This window comes from Klebsiella sp. DY2415, from assembly GCF_026314315.1.
In the GTDB taxonomy this organism is placed as follows: domain Bacteria; phylum Pseudomonadota; class Gammaproteobacteria; order Enterobacterales; family Enterobacteriaceae; genus Klebsiella; species Klebsiella ornithinolytica.
Window position 1 is genome coordinate 2,785,739 of sequence record NZ_CP111115.1, and the last position, 14,960, is coordinate 2,800,698.

Annotated in this window: 10 protein-coding genes and 1 pseudogene; all 11 read right to left on the reverse strand. The window is 61.1% G+C overall.

Annotated elements, in window-relative coordinates; translation table 11 throughout:
• The 11 genes and pseudogenes from OQV00_RS13200 to OQV00_RS13250 all read right to left on the reverse strand — a co-directional run bounded on the left by OQV00_RS13200 (position 1) and on the right by OQV00_RS13250 (position 14,953).
• Positions 1-1,362, reverse strand: coding sequence for an ATP-binding protein (locus OQV00_RS13200; RefSeq protein ID WP_163980495.1), 1,362 nt, complete (start codon positions 1,360-1,362; stop codon positions 1-3).
• Positions 1,359-2,099, reverse strand: coding sequence for a response regulator (locus OQV00_RS13205; RefSeq protein ID WP_015584348.1), 741 nt, complete (start codon positions 2,097-2,099; stop codon positions 1,359-1,361). The genes OQV00_RS13200 and OQV00_RS13205 overlap by 4 nt, the downstream gene beginning before the upstream one ends.
• Positions 2,100-2,183: 84 nt before the next feature.
• Positions 2,184-3,176, reverse strand: a complete 993-nt coding sequence (locus tag OQV00_RS13210) for an alpha/beta hydrolase (RefSeq protein WP_266278708.1) — start codon at positions 3,174-3,176, stop codon at positions 2,184-2,186.
• Positions 3,177-3,362: 186 nt separating this feature from the next.
• Complete coding sequence (locus OQV00_RS13215; RefSeq protein WP_015584350.1) at positions 3,363-4,103, reverse strand: glutamine amidotransferase; 741 nt, start codon at positions 4,101-4,103, stop codon at positions 3,363-3,365.
• 165 nt (positions 4,104-4,268) lie between these two features.
• Entirely contained in the window at positions 4,269-6,191 is a 1,923-nt protein-coding gene (mrdA, locus tag OQV00_RS13220; RefSeq protein WP_004861842.1) for a penicillin-binding protein 2, read from the reverse strand.
• A gap of 222 nt (positions 6,192-6,413) precedes the next feature.
• Positions 6,414-8,213: an allophanate hydrolase gene (gene atzF / locus OQV00_RS13225; protein ID WP_266278710.1), complete on the reverse strand. Its 1,800-nt coding sequence runs from the start codon at positions 8,211-8,213 to the stop codon at positions 6,414-6,416.
• Positions 8,210-11,814, reverse strand: a pseudogene (gene uca, locus OQV00_RS13230) (urea carboxylase). Before uca ends, atzF begins: the two are co-directional and overlap by 4 nt.
• Positions 11,815-11,982: 168 nt before the next feature.
• On the reverse strand, positions 11,983-12,618 hold the full coding sequence (locus tag OQV00_RS13235) for an urea amidolyase associated protein UAAP2 (RefSeq protein WP_004861833.1): 636 nt from the start codon (positions 12,616-12,618) through the stop codon (positions 11,983-11,985).
• A gap of 10 nt (positions 12,619-12,628) precedes the next feature.
• Positions 12,629-13,357 carry an urea amidolyase associated protein UAAP1 gene (locus OQV00_RS13240; RefSeq protein ID WP_004861830.1) on the reverse strand — a complete coding sequence of 243 codons (729 nt, stop codon included), beginning with the start codon at positions 13,355-13,357 and terminating at the stop codon, positions 12,629-12,631.
• A gap of 4 nt (positions 13,358-13,361) precedes the next feature.
• Positions 13,362-14,141, reverse strand: a complete 780-nt coding sequence (locus OQV00_RS13245) for an ABC transporter ATP-binding protein (RefSeq protein WP_015584357.1) — start codon at positions 14,139-14,141, stop codon at positions 13,362-13,364.
• The gene (locus OQV00_RS13250; protein ID WP_004861825.1) at positions 14,138-14,953 is read right to left on the reverse strand and encodes an ABC transporter permease; all 816 of its coding nucleotides are present in this window, start codon (positions 14,951-14,953) and stop codon (positions 14,138-14,140) included. Before OQV00_RS13250 ends, OQV00_RS13245 begins: the two co-directional genes overlap by 4 nt.
• Positions 14,954-14,960 lie beyond the last annotated feature (7 nt).

Sequence of the window (14,960 nt, forward strand, 5' to 3'; positions counted from 1 at the left end):
TTACGGGTTTTTGTCTCTTAAGTTGTCTGTCTCAGCGCGAGATACAGACGGATACAAAACGGCGGAGTCGAGACGAATAATCGCCTCTAATCCCCCTTCCGGGCGGTTCCCCAGGCGAAGCGTTCCCGGCATCTGGCTGGTCAGCTGCGCGGCGATCGCCAGGCCGAGCCCGGTGCCGCCGGTTTCGCGGTTGCGCGAATTTTCCAGGCGAAAGAATGGTTGCAGCACCTCCTCCAGGCTCGCTTCCGGGATCCCCGGACCGTTATCCATCACCTGAATGATGGGGTCGCCATTCATTGCATAGCTCAACCGAATATCGACCCGCTCAGCGAACTTTAAGCCATTATCGATCAGATTGGTCATGATTCGGCGCAGCGCCTGAGGCTGTGTCAGCACGACGCGCCCCTCTTCGGCGGGGATAAAGGCAACCGGTCTGCCGACATCGGCATAATCCAGGGCGATGCTGTCCAGAAACGCGTTCAGATCGAGGCGTTGGCGCTTCTCTTCCAGCGGCTGCGCCGAGCGGGCAAAAGCAATCCCTTCCCTGACCAGACGACTCATATTGTCGAGGTCCTGCAGGAGTTTATCGCGCAGTTCCGGCGCGTCGGTCATTTCCAGTCGCAGCTTCATGCGCGTAATCGGCGTCTGGAGATCGTGGGAAATTGCCGCGAGGATCCGCGCGCGTTCCTGTAGATGGTCGCGAATGCGCGTCTGCATCGCGTTGAACGCCCGGGCGGCGTGCTGTACTTCCACCGGCCCCTGTTCCGCCATCATGCCTGGCGCGCTGTTCGCCGGTTGCAGGGCGTCAATCGCGCGGGTAAAGCGCGTCATCGGACGCACAACCTGGCGCACGGCATACCAGGCGCACGCCAGCAGCAGCAGGAACTGGACGATCAGCACCGCCGGGAGCCAGCGGGCAATCGCCGGCAGCCGCGGCCATAAATCAATGCTCAGCGGCGCTCCGTCATGCAGGGTGATATGTGCCTGAATATGTTCACGCGGACCGGGCACCGCAATAATGCTGACCGGATAGCTGCCGCTCAGCGCTTCCTGCAGAGAACGCACCGCATCGCGGGAACGCCAGCTGTCAGGATAGTGTCCGCTGACGCCGGCGGACAACCGGTAGCGATAGTTGCCACGCGCCAGCCGCGCCAGCCACTGCGGACGCTCGGCGGCGGGAAGTCGGTCAAGGATCGCCACGCTGGTTGCCACGTCGTACTCCAGGTTTCCCAGCATCACGCTGCGGGCGCTGCTCATCCGCTCATACAGCAGCAGCGAAAGGGTCAGGGCATTAGCCAGCAGTAAGGTGAAGAAAATCATCAGCATCAGCCGTGACCGCAGAGAAGCGGGCCACAGCCTCATTCGCGGACCTCGCGAATGGCAACCGGGACCGCGAGGACATACCCTTCGCTACGCACGGTTTTGATGTAGGCCGGTTCGCGGGCATCTTCCCGCAGCCGCTGGCGTAAGCGGCTCACCAGCAGATCGATGGAGCGCTCAAACAGCTCGGCATCGCGTCCCTGGGTCAGGTTCAGCAGCTGGTCGCGGTTGAGCACCCGCTGGGGATGGTCGAGAAAAACCCGCAGCAGTCGGTATTCTGCCCCGCTCAGCGCGACGATAGTGCCGTCATTATCCAGCAGATGACGTGCGGAGGTATCCAGTTGCCAGTCGCCAAACGCAATCAGCCTGCCGGCTTCGGTAATTTGCAGATTGGGTGGCAGCGCGCGCGTGCGCCGCAGGATCGCTTTAATCCGCGCCAGCAGCTCCCGGGCGACGAAGGGTTTGACCAGGTAGTCATCGGCGCCCATTTCCAGACCCAGAATACGGTCGCTGTCGTCGGTGCGGGCGGTTAACATCAGAACCGGGATATTTTGCTGACCGTGGCTACGCAGCTGGCGACAGAGGATCAGGCCATCCTCGCCGGGAAGCATAATATCGAGGACAATCAGATCCACATGATGACCCTGCAGCACTGACCACATCGCTTTACCATTTGCAGCACCCGTGGCGCGGTATCCCGACTTATTCAGATAATCGGTCACCAGTTCACGAATATCGCGGTCGTCATCGACAACCAGAATATGGTCAATATGTTCCACCGCAGGCTCCGTCGTGAATGAATGCAACTCAACAAGAATATGCGCTGTTGCCGGAAGCGCAACTCGCCGCCTCCGGCGCACGCGCTACAGACGGTCGGCATCGACCACCGCTTTAACAAAGTCGGCGGGATCTTCCTGCGGTAGATTGTGACCGATGTTGCCGGTTAAGGTCCGGTGCTCATATTTGCCGCTAAATTTCGCCCGATAGCTCTCCGGCGTCGGGTGCGGCGCACCGTTGTTGTCGCCCTCAAGCGTAATGGTCGGGACGGCAATCGTCGGCAGCAGCGCCAGTTTCTGTTCATAGGCGGCATATTTCTGTTCGCCTTTATCGATGCCCAGCCGCCAGCGATAGTTACTGATGGTCACGGCAACATGGTCCGGGTTTGTCAGCGCTTTGGCGCTTTGCGCAAATTCGGCTTCGCTGAAGGCCCAGCCCGGCGAGGCCTGATGCCAGATCAGCTGCGCAAAATCGCGCGTATTCTGCCGATAGCCCGCCTCGCCGCGCGCGGTGGCGAAATAAAACTGATACCACCAGGAGAGTTCCGCCTGCGGCGGCAGCGGCCTGGCGCCGATTTGCTGGCTGCCAATCAGATACCCGCTCACCGAAACCAGCGATTTAACCCGCTCCGGCCACAGCGCCGCCATGATATCGGCGGTACGCGCCCCCCAGTCAAAACCGGCCACATCGGCCTGTTTTATCTGCAAGGCGTCCATCAGGTGAATAATATCTGCCGCCATCGCCGACGGCTGTCCGTTGCGCGGCGTCTTCGCAGAGAGAAAACGGGTGGTACCATATCCACGCAGATACGGCACGATAACGCGGAACCCTTTTTGCGCTAACGCGGGTGCCACTTTCTCATAGCTATGAATATCATACGGCCAGCCGTGCAGCAGGATAACCGGCTGACTGTCGCGCGGACCGATATCGACATAGCCGATATTCAGATCGCCGGCCTGAATCTGTTGAACATGATCGAATACACCGGCATCGTCCGCCGCACAAACGCTGGCTGACCACAGAGCCGACAGCGCCAGCATCAGCGCACTACCGTTACGGACCCGAGATAAACTGTTCATAAAGCCACCTGTTAACTGAAAGAGAAGAGCGTACCCAGACAGTTAACCCGCGTTTTGTATACGGCATATGCGCAGAATGGCGGGGTTTTGTATCGCGATGTATTGCTCCCCCGGCAGATACATTGTGATACAGACGGAAGGCGCGCTGTGCGGGCCAACGCTTTACGTTAAGCCCTCAGCGGCCTGTTAAGCATGTGCAACGTCCGGCTCCAGATAGTTGGCCACAAAGCGGGTTAATATTCCCGCCGCGACCGGACACGCCTCCACCTTATCCAGCAGTTGCCGGGGATCGATCCCCTCCGTTCGCAGCACGTCATCACGATAGTGGATCAATGAACGCGCAATTTCAGGGGTAAATTCCGGATGGAACTGTGTGGACAGCGCATGGCGGGTATAGCGCACTATCTGGTGGGGATCGTGCGCTGAAGCGGCCAGCACCGTCGCATCCGGCGGCAGCCTGACGACCGTTTGCAGATGGCTGAGGTGCGCGGGGAAATGGGCCGGCCGGTCGCTGAGCAACGGGTCCGTTCGTCCGGCAGCGGAAAGCGTAATCGCCTTGCATCCCGTTTCACGTCCTGCCGGATGGTACGCCACCTCGCCGCCGAGCGCGTCGGCCATCAGCTGATGACCGTAGCAGATACCAAATAACGGCATCTCTACCGCCATCGCCGAACGGATCCACGCGGCGGTTTTCTCGCTCCACGCCAGCCGATCGGTGACCATCGCCCATGACCCCGTCATTACCGCCACGGTCTGGCTATCCGGATCGGGCAATGTTTCCCCCGCATAGACACGCACGGTGGCGATCTGCTGACGCCAGGGGGCAAGCAGCCGGCCAAACCACTGCGGAAGATCGCCATGTTCGGCCTCAATTTCCGCCGGCGGCGCGCCGGTCTGCACAATAAGAAGTTTGTTTCTCAACGCCATAGCCCGTTACCCTTCGATGCTTTCTACAGTCCTTTCACTATGGAGAAAGGCGGCTGTTTCGACAAATAACCAATCTCTATGAGTGACACCATGCGGGAATAAGCGCTGCAGAGAAAAAAGCCAACCTCGCCCGGCCAGCACAACACCGGGCGATACTCTCCTGTTCTACTGCGCGTCGGCGCTGTCTATCTGCGGAACGCTGGCCTCAGCCCCCTGTGCGACATCAGGCGCGTTGGCCGGATCAAAGATGTGGTCAAGGATAGCGCGCGCCGTTGGCCCGGCGACAACACCCTCGCCGCCGCCGTTTTCCAGAATCAGCGCCATCGCCACCTTTGGATGCTGATACGGAGCAAACAAGGTATAGAAAATATGATCGCGGAGTCTGACCGGGATCATCTTCGCATTGTAGGTCTGATTCTCTTTCAGGCTGAAGACCTGCGAGGTACCGGATTTCGCGGCAATCTGGTACGGCGCGGTATGAAACAGTTTATAACCGGTGCCATTAGGCAAGTTAGCCATGCCGTACATCCCGTTGCGCACGATGCCCCAGTACGGCGATTTCGGGTCGCCCACCTGCGGCGTATTATCCGGCGGCTGATAGCGTTCAACCTTATTGCCGCGCTTCATGGAATAGAGCAGATGGGGATTTTTTACCTTGCCGTTGTTGAGCAGCGTCGTCAGCGCCTTCACCATCTGGACTGGCGTGGCGATCCAGTAGCCCTGGCCGATGCCGACCGAAATGGTGTCCCCCTGATACCACGGTTTTTTATGCACCTTCTGCTTCCACTCGCGGCTCGGCAACACCCCGGCATACTCTTCATTCAAATCAATCCCCGTTAACTGCCCGTAGCCAAACTTGCTCAGCCAGCTGTGAATGCGGTCAATGCCCATTTCGAAGGCCACCTGATAGAAGAAGGTATCCGCCGACTCCTCAATCGCCTTGGTGACATTCAACATCCCGTGACCGGTTTTCAGCCAGTCGCGGTAGCGGCGCTGGGTGCCGGGCAGTGTCCAGGTCGGCGCGCCGAAAAAGGTGGTGGTGGGCGTAATCACGCCAGCGGAAAGTGCCGACAGCGCCATATAGGGTTTTACCGTCGATGCCGGCGGATAGAGCCCCTGGGTCACGCGGTTAATCAGCGGGCGGTCCGGGTTATCGAGCAGAGAACGGTACGCCTTATAGCCAATCCCCTTCACGAAGGGATTTGGGTCATAGCTGGGACTGGAGACCATCGCCAGCACGCCGCCGTCGCGTGGATCAACCACCACCACCGCCGCGCGCTGCCCCTTCAGTACCCCTTCAATATACTGCTGTAAATGCAGATCCAGCGTCAGGTAGATATTCTTCCCGGCTACCGGCGGCACCTCTTTGAGCAGGCGCACCACGCGACCATGGTTATCGACTTCCACCTCCTGATAACCGGTCATGCCGTGGAGCTCTTTTTCGTAATAGCCTTCGATGCCCTGCTTGCCGATATTATGGTCCGCAGCATAGTTTTCCGCCTCGCCGTTTTTGTCCAGGCGTTGCAGGTCGCTGTCGTTGATTTTCGATACATAGCCGACCACGTGCGCCAGCTGGGCGCCGTAGGGGTAGTCACGCTGCTGGTAGCTCTCCACCGTGACGCCCGGAAAACGGAACTCGTTGACCGCAAATCGCGCCACTTCAACATCGCTCAGGGCCGACTTCAGGGTCACCTGCTTGTAGCGACTGTTGTGGTGCATATCGTCGCGGAAACTGGCGATATCATCGGGGCTCAAATCCACGATCGGTGTCAATGCGTTCAGCAATGCGGTCATATCGGGAATTTTGCTCGGGATCACCTGCAGGCGGTAGAGGGTGATGTTCTGTACCAGCGGGATACCGTTGCGATCGAAAATAAGCCCACGGCTTGGCGCGATAGGCAGCATTTTTATGTCATTCTGATTCGATCGGGTCTGATAGAAATCGTGCTGCTTAACCTGTAAACGGTAGAGGTTAAAAATCAGCACGCCAAAGCAGACCACCACCAGTAGAAACGCGATCGCGGCACGACGAATAAACAGCATCTCTTCCGCTGAGTGATCGCGAATTTCATCTCTCAATAGGGTCATTAGCGGCAATTCACTTGAGTTTGCATAAAAGGCGAAAAAAAGAAAAAGCGCAGCAGAATAGCGTTATCGACGCGTCAGCCCTACAGAAAGGTTGCTAATGATTTAGCAGAAATGTTTCAGCATGTTAGATACCCGGCAGGCGCCAGCACAAACCCGGGGGATGAAATGAGTGTGACATTGTCACAAAAAGGCCTCTGCCCGGTTAAGGCAGAGGCCCCGGGGTCAGCCGCGGGTCAGCCAGGCCCGCCAGCCTCCGTAGCCGGTAATGTCGGTAGCCCCCTGCAGACCGTACCCTTCGCAGATAAAACCGCTCAGCCAGCGTCCGTCGGACAGTTCGACCTTGCCCAGCCCCAGCGGTGTGGGAATGGCCGCCAGCAGCGAGCCCAGCTCCGACGAGGGCAGCTCCCAGACCTCCACGGCGATGGCCGCGCCGTCGTTTTCATCACGCACCATCCCTGGACGACGTCCGTCGGCCAGGGCATACAGCCGATAGCATGGAGCGCTCTGCATGGCCGTCAGCAGACGCCCGCCCCGCTCCCGCAGCTGCCCGTTCAGCGCCAGGCCATCAAGATGGGCGCCACAGACCACCAGCGGCATACGATCGTGGCTCCCGGTGGCGGCAGGCAACGATGCGGCCAGCAGATTCCCGCCGACCAGCGGCAGTGGCTGTACGCGCTGGAACGCGTCGGCCACACCGAGAAGGTACTGGTCGGTGAAAGCCCGGCCAAACAGGGTGACGCCGGAGGGCAATCCGTTTGCCAGAAAACCGACCGGCACATTCACCGCCGCATAATCCAGCAGGTTCATAAAGTTGGTGTAGTAGCCAAGATCGGCATTTCGCTGCACCGGCTCGGCCTCCAGTTCGGCCAGCGTCACCGGGCGCGGACAGGTCGGCGTCAGCACGCAGTCCAGCGTCTCCAGCAACGCGTCACACTGCGCCTTGTACGCTTGCAGCTGGTACATTGCGCGGAATGTGGCCACGGCATCGGTATCCGGCGCTTTCGCCAGCACCTCGCGAATCACCGGCAGCACCGCCTCAGGCTGCTGCGTAATCAATGGTTCCACCACCGCATAACGTTCTGCGACCCACGGGCCGTCGTACAGCAGGCGCGCGGCGGCAAGAAACGGCGTCATATCGAGGTTGACCGGCACGCCACCAAGGGCTATCAGCCGTGCTTTCGCCTGCATAAACTGTGACTCGCTCTGCGCACAGCCAAGGAAATTCAGCGTCTGCGGCACGCCGAAGCGAAATCCCGGCGTCGGGGCGCCAAACGCCTGACGGCTGTTCCACTGCGGGTTGCGGCGACTGTAGGCATCTCGTGGATCCAGCCGTGCGGTCAGGGCCAGCAGCCGGCTGGCCTCGTCGGCGGTGGCGGTAAAGAATGTCGTACAGTCGAGGGTCCGGCAGGCCGGCACCACCCCGGCGGTAGAGATAAGTCCCTTGCTGGCCTTCAGTCCCACCAGGTTATTGAGCGAAGCCGGGACCCGCCCGCTGCCGGCGGTGTCGGTTCCGAGGGCGAAGCTGGCCACTCCGAGCGCGACAGCCAGCGCGGAACCGGCGCTGGATCCACCGGAGGGATAGTCCGCATGATACGCGTTTCGGCAGCGGCCGTAGGGCGAACGCGTTCCGTTCAGGCCGGTGGCAAACTGATCGAGATTGGTTTTGCCGACCGGGATAGCGCCGAGGGCAATCAGCTGGGCCACGATAGTGGCATCCTCAGTCGCGGTGCGGGCGAAGGCCGGACAGGCGGCGGTGGTGGCAATTCCCGCAAGATCGATATTATCTTTGATGGCAAACGGCACGCCGTACAGCGGTAGCGTCTCCGGCGCAACCGTATCCAGCGCCGCCAGCCAGGGCTCCTGCTCATCCGCCGTCAGTATATGAATGAACAACTGATACTCCGGATTCAGCGTCTGCGCCTTCTGGCGGAGATCGGCCAGCAGCGCGCGCGGCGTCAATTCGCCGCGGCGATACGCCTCTGCCAGGGTCGCAAGACGTAAATCAAAGGTTGGCTGACTCATACGTTCTCCTCCAGGATCACCGCCACACGTTGCCCGGCGCGTACCGACGCCCCAGGCTGAACATTCATCTGTTGCACCACGCCGTCGCACGGCGCCAACAGCGGGATCTCCATTTTCATTGACTCCAGCACCACCAGAACGTCGCCGGCGCGCACATGACTCCCCGCGGCGGCCTGCACCTGCCACAGATTGCCGGAGATCGGGCTCTCCACGCCCTGCTGTCCGCGCTGCAGCGGCGCCTCGACACCCGCGTCAGCCGGGACTTCCTGGCTATCGAAATGCGCCTGGCCGCTGGCTATCCAGCGTTCGCGTTCATCATTGAAGGCGCGCTGTTGATGCTGACGAAAAGCGTCGATACTTACCGCTTCCTGCTGCAGAAACTGCTGGTACTCCGCCAGCCGCAGAGTGCTGTGCTCAATGCGCAGCGGATAGCGGCCAAGCGGAAAATCGCGGCGGATCTGTTGCAGTTCCTCGGCAGAAACCGGGTAGAAACGCAGCTGGTCGAAGACGCGCAGCAGCCAGGGTTTACCGGCGAAGTCGGCGACCTCGTGATAGCGATTCCACATCTGCAGCGTTCGGCCAACAAACTGGTAGCCCCCGGGTCCTTCCATACCGTAGACGCACAGATAGGCCCCGCCGATCCCCACCGAGTTTTCCGCCGTCCAGGTACGCGCCGGGTTGTACTTGGTGGTCACCAGACGATGACGCGGATCGAGCGGCGTCGCCACCGGCGCGCCAAGATAGACATCGCCCAGCCCCATCACCAGATAGCTGGCGTCGAACACCGTCTGCCATACCGCCTGTTCGTCCGGTAAGTCGTTAATCCGGCGGATAAATTCGAGGTTGCTCGGGCACCATGGCGCGTCGCGCCGTACGGTCGTCATATATTTATCGATAGCGGTGCGACAGGCCGGGTCGTCCCACGACAGCGGCAGATGGACCACCCGGGTCGGCACCTGCAGATCGTCGCTGACGCACACCGCCGCCCACGCCACGCTCACCCAGCTCAACAGCGCGTCAAGCGTCAGGGTTTCCGGCTGGAAATGAATTTGCAGAGAGCGAATACCTGGCGTCAGGTCAATCACCCCCGCGCGGGAGCCGCTTTCCAGCGCCTGCATCAGAGCATGAATGCGAAAGCGCAGCACCAGATCGAGCTCCGCCTCTCCCGCTTCCAGCAGCAGATGGGTATCGCCGGAAAGACGGGCCACCAGACGCTTATCCGCCTCTCCGCAGCTCATCACCACGGGGAAGTTAGCCGCGCGGGTTGCCACGCCACGGGCATTGCCTCCAGCGTCGCCAGCTCCTCCCGGTAGCCAGCCGCCAGTCGACGGGCCGTGGACAGATCCACGGCGACAAAACGCACCTTGTCGCCGGCTTTCAACTGCCCCAGCTGCCAGAGATCGGCTTCAATCACCGTCACCGGGCAGACGAAACCGCCGAGGCTCGGGCCGTCGGGGCCAAGAATAACCGGCATATCGCCGGTAAAATCAACCGCGCCGACGGCATAAGGGTTATCGTGAATATTCGACGGATGCAGCCCCGCGTCGCCGCCGCTGTCGCGGGCCCACAGCGGTTTAGGGCCAATCAGCCGCACGCCGGTACGGCTGGAGTTAAAATGCACCTCCCAGTCGGTGGCAAAAAAGGTGTCGATGTAATCTGCGGCAAAAAATTCCGGCGCACCGTGCGGACCGTAAATCACCCGCAGGGTACGCACCGTTGCCAGCGGCGGCACCAGCGCAACAGGCAGCGCGGCGCCAGTTTCTCCCTTGCCGTCTGGCGCCAGATGCAGAACATCCCCGCTGCGCAGCGCCCGTCCGCCATGGCCGCCAAACTGTCCAAGAGTAAAGGTACTTTTGCTGCCCAGATAATCCGGCACCTGGATGCCGCCGCGCAGGCAGAGGTAGCTTCTGACCCCCGCCCCTTCGACGGCGCCGATTTTCAGCGTCGCCCCGGCCGGGATCGGCAATACGCGGTTCATCTCTTGCGCGATACCGTCAAGGGTGACCGGGACGCCGGCGCCGCTCACCACCGCCAGGGCTGCGCAATGAAACTTCAGCGTTGGCCCGTTCAGGGTGATTTCCAGCGCCGCTGCTCCCGGCGGGTTATCCAGCAGCCGGTTGCCGAGGCGCAGCGCCCGATCGTCCATCGGCCCCGACGGCGGGACGCCCACCGCCCAGTAGCCCAGCCGTCCGGGAAAATCCTGGACGCTGGTCTGCGTCCCGGCGCTGAGTACCTCGACGGTGGCGGCCCGATAGTTCAGCTGTTCCAGGCAACGGGTCCAGGGTTCACCCTGGGTAAAGGGTTCAAAGCCCAGAATCTGCTGGAGATAGATGCGGTTAGTTTCCACGCCATACAGGCGGGTGTTCGCCAGCGCCCGGGCCAGTTCAGCGATAGCCTCTGCGCGGGTTGGCCGCCAGGCGATCGTTTTGGCCAGCATCGGATCAAAAAATGGCGGCACGTCGCAGCCGGCTTCTACCCAACGGTCGATGCGAAGCGTTTCGCCGTCCGCCGGTGGAAAGAGCACCTCGGTCAGCAGACCCGGCGATGGCTGAAACTGCCGGCCCGGATCCTCCGCATAAATACGCGCCTGGATAGCGTGCCCCCGAGGAGTCAGATCGGCCAGCAGCGCAGTGAGCGGCGGTAAATCACCGGCCGCCAGCGCCACCATCCAGCGCACCAGGTCGACGCCCCACACCTGCTCGGTGACGCCATGTTCCACCTGGAGCCGGGTATTCACCTCGAGAAAATAGAAGCGTTGCGCCACGCTGTCATAGACAAATTCGACCGTCCCGGCGCTACGATAGCTGACCGCTTTGCCCAGCGTGACCGCCGCCGCACAGAGGGCCTCCGCCGTTGCGGTGGGTAAATTGGGCGCCGGAGTCTCTTCGATCACTTTTTGATTGCGCCGCTGTATCGAGCAGTCGCGCACCCCGAGGGCGATGACCTCGCCCTGCCCGTCGCCGAATATCTGCACTTCCAGATGGCGCGCGCGTTCAATGTATTTTTCGAGAAACACGCCCGCATCGCTAAAGTTGTTCTGCCCCAGCCGCTGTACGGTCTCAAAAGCGTCCGTCAGCTCGCGGGCGTCGCGACAGACGCGCATCCCGATACCGCCGCCCCCGGCGGTGCTTTTTAACATCACCGGATAACCGATGGCGTCCGCCGCCCGGCACGCTTCAACGCTATCGGCCAGCAGACCGGTCCCCTCCAGCAGCGGCACGCCCTGCGCTTTGGCCAGCGCCCGGGCGGTGTGTTTCAGGCCAAACGTGCGGAGCTGAGCGGGCGTCGGGCCAACAAACGCCAGCCCGGCAGCTTCACATGCCTCGGCGAAGGCGGCGTTTTCCGACAGGAAACCGTAGCCGGGATGAATCGCTTCGGCCCCGCTTTTTACAGCGGCGGCGATGATTTTTTCCGTCATCAGGTAGGTTTGCGCCGCCGGGCCGTCGCCAAGGCCGATCGCCTCATCGGCTTCACGGATATGCAGGCTGCTGAGATCCGCGTCGGAATAGACCGCTACGCCCTTCACCTGCATCGCGCGCAGGGTGCGTAAAATTCGACAGGCAATGGCGCCGCGGTTAGCAATCAGTAAGGTTTTGAACATACAAGGGACTCGCGTCGTGGCGGGTCGTCCCGCCAAAAAATTCGACGTCCCCGGGGCCGTCCCCGGGGCGCACAAGCATTCAGGGCTTGCGCGAAGGTGTGCTTAACAGGCGGTCGGCGCGAACGGCAAACAGACGCCAGGCCAGCAGGCGCCAGCGCTGCCAACGGGTCAGTTCCATACCAGCACCTCCGCCGGCGTCGGATTCCAGCCGTTGCAGGGGTTATTCAGCTGCGGGCAGTTGGAGATCAGGACGATCACGTTGCGCTCCGCGCGCAGCTCGACGTACTTCCCGGCGCCAGAGATCCCGTCTTCAAAAGTCAGGCCGCCGGCTTCCGTCACCGGAACGTTCATAAAAAAGTTGATATTGGCGCCAATATCACGCTTATGCAGCCGGCCGTCATGCAGACAGGCGCAGAGAAAATTATCCCGACAGCTATGCATGTAGCGTTTATCCAGCGCATAGCGCACGGTGTTGCTCTCCTGCGCGCAGGCCCCCCCGAGGGTGTCGTGGCGCCCGCAGGTATCGGCCACGATGGTCAACAGCGGATTCCCGAGGTTGGAGTACAGCACGCTGCCGGTCGTCAGGTAGGCGTTGCCCTGGCGGCGCAGCGTGCGCTGCGGATCGTAACGCTCGCGTGGGCTGTCGGCGCAATAAAACAGGGTATCGACAGCCTGGTTGCCTTCCAGATCGAGCAGGCGCAGGGTCTGCCCCTTTTTGATTTCGAACAGCCAGGGTTCGCCTGCGGGAATCACGTGGCGATAGACGGCATCGGCGGGGTTACGGGTACTGGTCACAAGGCTCATCGCAGGCTCCTCAAAGGGCGAACAGGTGGGTGTTGGTGAAGGCGCGCTGGTTTTCATCGCGGGTAAACAGCGATTCGACCGCCGCCTGCTCATCGTCGGCCTGATACCAGTCCAGCTGGACCGGACGAGGAGCATATTCGTCAGACGGGTTCATCGGATGCGGCAGCGCGGTGAGGACCATCAGTACATCCATCGGCGCGAACAGTTCAACGTAGCTACCCGGGGTGGAATGGCCCGCACAAAACTGAAAGCGCCCTTCGCTGTCGACGGTGACTTTGCTGAACAAGTTGACCACCATCAGCAGATCCTCGAGGCCGAGATCCCATTTGCCCATTTCGACCAGCAGATTATCGGTGCCGTTGCGATGGAAGGTGTTGCGCAGTTCCTGGTAGCGACCGGCACCATATTTTTCTTCCGTCTCTTGCGCATTGAGCACCCCGCCGAACGGATCGTGCCAGCCGCAGCTATCGGCGATAATGCCCGCCAGTACCCGCCCCATATCGGAGTAGAAACAGTGTCCGGCCGTCAGTCGCGCGGTGTGCTGTCCCTTGAGGGTGTCCGGCAGGTTCAGGCGCTCGCTTTTCTCGTGCGGGTTGAGCATCATCATGCTGACGTTCGCACCGCCCTCGATGTCGGTCAAACGCAGGATCTGTCCACGGCGTAAAATGAACGAGGTATGGCCCCCGCCCGGCAAAAATTCTTCGCGCAGATTTGGTGAGGTATGAAAAAGCGCTGTCATCGGGCTATCTCCTTAAGGCATAGACATTGTTATCGGTACCGGTGCTGAGCATCTGCGACATCCGGGTCTCATTAAGCGGAATATCGTAGGTAATGCGCGCGCCATAGGCGTTGGGAGCCTGCGGGTCGTGGCGTACCTTATCGAAGACCAGCAGACGAGTGCCGAGGTTGAATCCTTCGGCCAGATCGTGGGTGACCATAAAGACCGTCATTCGCGTTTCGCTCCACAGCTGGAGCAGCAGTGCGTGCATATCTTTACGGATACCGGGGTCGAGCGCGCCGAAAGGTTCGTCGAGCAGCAGAACCCGCGGCTGCATCACAAAGGCCTGGGCGATCGCCAGCCGCTGCTGCATCCCGCCGGACAGCTGTGCCGGATAGCGGTCCAGGGCGTGGGCGAGCCCCACTTTGTCCAGCATCTGTGCCGCCTGTTCGCGGGCAGCGCGCTTGCGGGCACCGAACAGACGGCCAAAGCACGGCGAAGATGGCAGCTCCAGACCGACGGTCACGTTATCCAGCACGCTCAGGTGCGGGAAGACCGAATAACGTTGAAACACCACGCCGCGGCTGCGATCCGGCTCGGGAGCCAGCGGCTGACCCTCGAGCGTAATCGCCCCCCGGGTCGGTTGCTCCTGCCCCAGCAGCAGGCGCAAAAAGGTGGATTTCCCGCAGCCGGAAGCGCCGACCATTGAACAAAACTCCCCCTCTTTGACCTCTAAATTGATGCGCTCCAGCACCACATGGTCGCCGTACTCCTGCCAGATATTGTTGATGCGGATAAAACTCATGTCCGGCCTCCTTCGGCCCACGGGAAGCAGACTTTATGCAGCTGGCGCAGCCCCAGATCCATCAGCCAGGCCAGCAGGGTTATCCAGATGACATAGGGGATGATCACATCCATCGCCATGTAACGCCGCACGAGGAAAATGCGGTAGCCCAGCCCGGCGGTAGCGGAAATCGCCTCCGCCGATATCAGAAACAGCCAGGCCGATCCCAGCAGCAAACGCAGCGAGGTGATCAGACGGGACAGCAGCTGCGGCAGGACCACCCGCAGGACCACCGTCCAGCTGTTGGCGCCGAGGGTTTGGGCTTTGATAAACAGTTCCGCCGGGATTTCCCGCGCCCGCTGTTCAAGATCGCGCGCCAGCATCGGCGTGATGCCAATCACGATCAGCATCACCTTAGAGAGTTCATCGAGACCGAAGACGATAAACAGTACCGGCAGGATCGCCAGCGGCGGTACCATCGAGACCACGGTCATCAACGGCGACAGCGCCGCGCGATAGAGCGGAAACACGCCGGCAACGATCCCGATGCTCAGGCCAATCAGCGCGGACACCGCCAGCCCAATGAGCAGGCGGGTCAGGCTGATCAGCGTATCGCCCCACAGCAGGTATTCGCCGCTGCGTTTGTCCGGCGTAAACGCCATCCGCTCGACGGCCGCCGCCATCTGCGACAAACCGGGCAACAGCTTGTCCTGCGGGTTAGCCTCAAGGCGAATAGCGGAGCCGATAAACCAGGCGGCGATCAGCAACACAAAGGGCAGCAGCAATAGCATCAGCCGCATGCCCTGCTGTGGATGGCGGTTAATTTGGCGCATGGCGTTC

What these genes read in the sequence shown, in the direction of transcription:
- OQV00_RS13200 (WP_163980495.1), bottom strand. Translation starts at nt 1,362, where the DNA reads ATGAGGCTGTGGCCCGCTTCTCTGCGGTCACGGCTGATGCTGATGATT.
- OQV00_RS13210 (WP_266278708.1), bottom strand. Translation starts at nt 3,176, where the DNA reads ATGAACAGTTTATCTCGGGTCCGTAACGGTAGTGCGCTGATGCTGGCG.
- OQV00_RS13215 (WP_015584350.1), bottom strand. Translation starts at nt 4,103, where the DNA reads ATGGCGTTGAGAAACAAACTTCTTATTGTGCAGACCGGCGCGCCGCCG.
- mrdA (WP_004861842.1), bottom strand. Translation starts at nt 6,191, where the DNA reads ATGACCCTATTGAGAGATGAAATTCGCGATCACTCAGCGGAAGAGATG.
- atzF (WP_266278710.1), bottom strand. Translation starts at nt 8,213, where the DNA reads ATGAGTCAGCCAACCTTTGATTTACGTCTTGCGACCCTGGCAGAGGCG.
- OQV00_RS13235 (WP_004861833.1), bottom strand. Translation starts at nt 12,618, where the DNA reads ATGAGCCTTGTGACCAGTACCCGTAACCCCGCCGATGCCGTCTATCGC.
- OQV00_RS13240 (WP_004861830.1), bottom strand. Translation starts at nt 13,357, where the DNA reads ATGACAGCGCTTTTTCATACCTCACCAAATCTGCGCGAAGAATTTTTG.
- OQV00_RS13245 (WP_015584357.1), bottom strand. Translation starts at nt 14,141, where the DNA reads ATGAGTTTTATCCGCATCAACAATATCTGGCAGGAGTACGGCGACCAT.
- OQV00_RS13250 (WP_004861825.1), bottom strand. Translation starts at nt 14,953, where the DNA reads ATGCGCCAAATTAACCGCCATCCACAGCAGGGCATGCGGCTGATGCTA.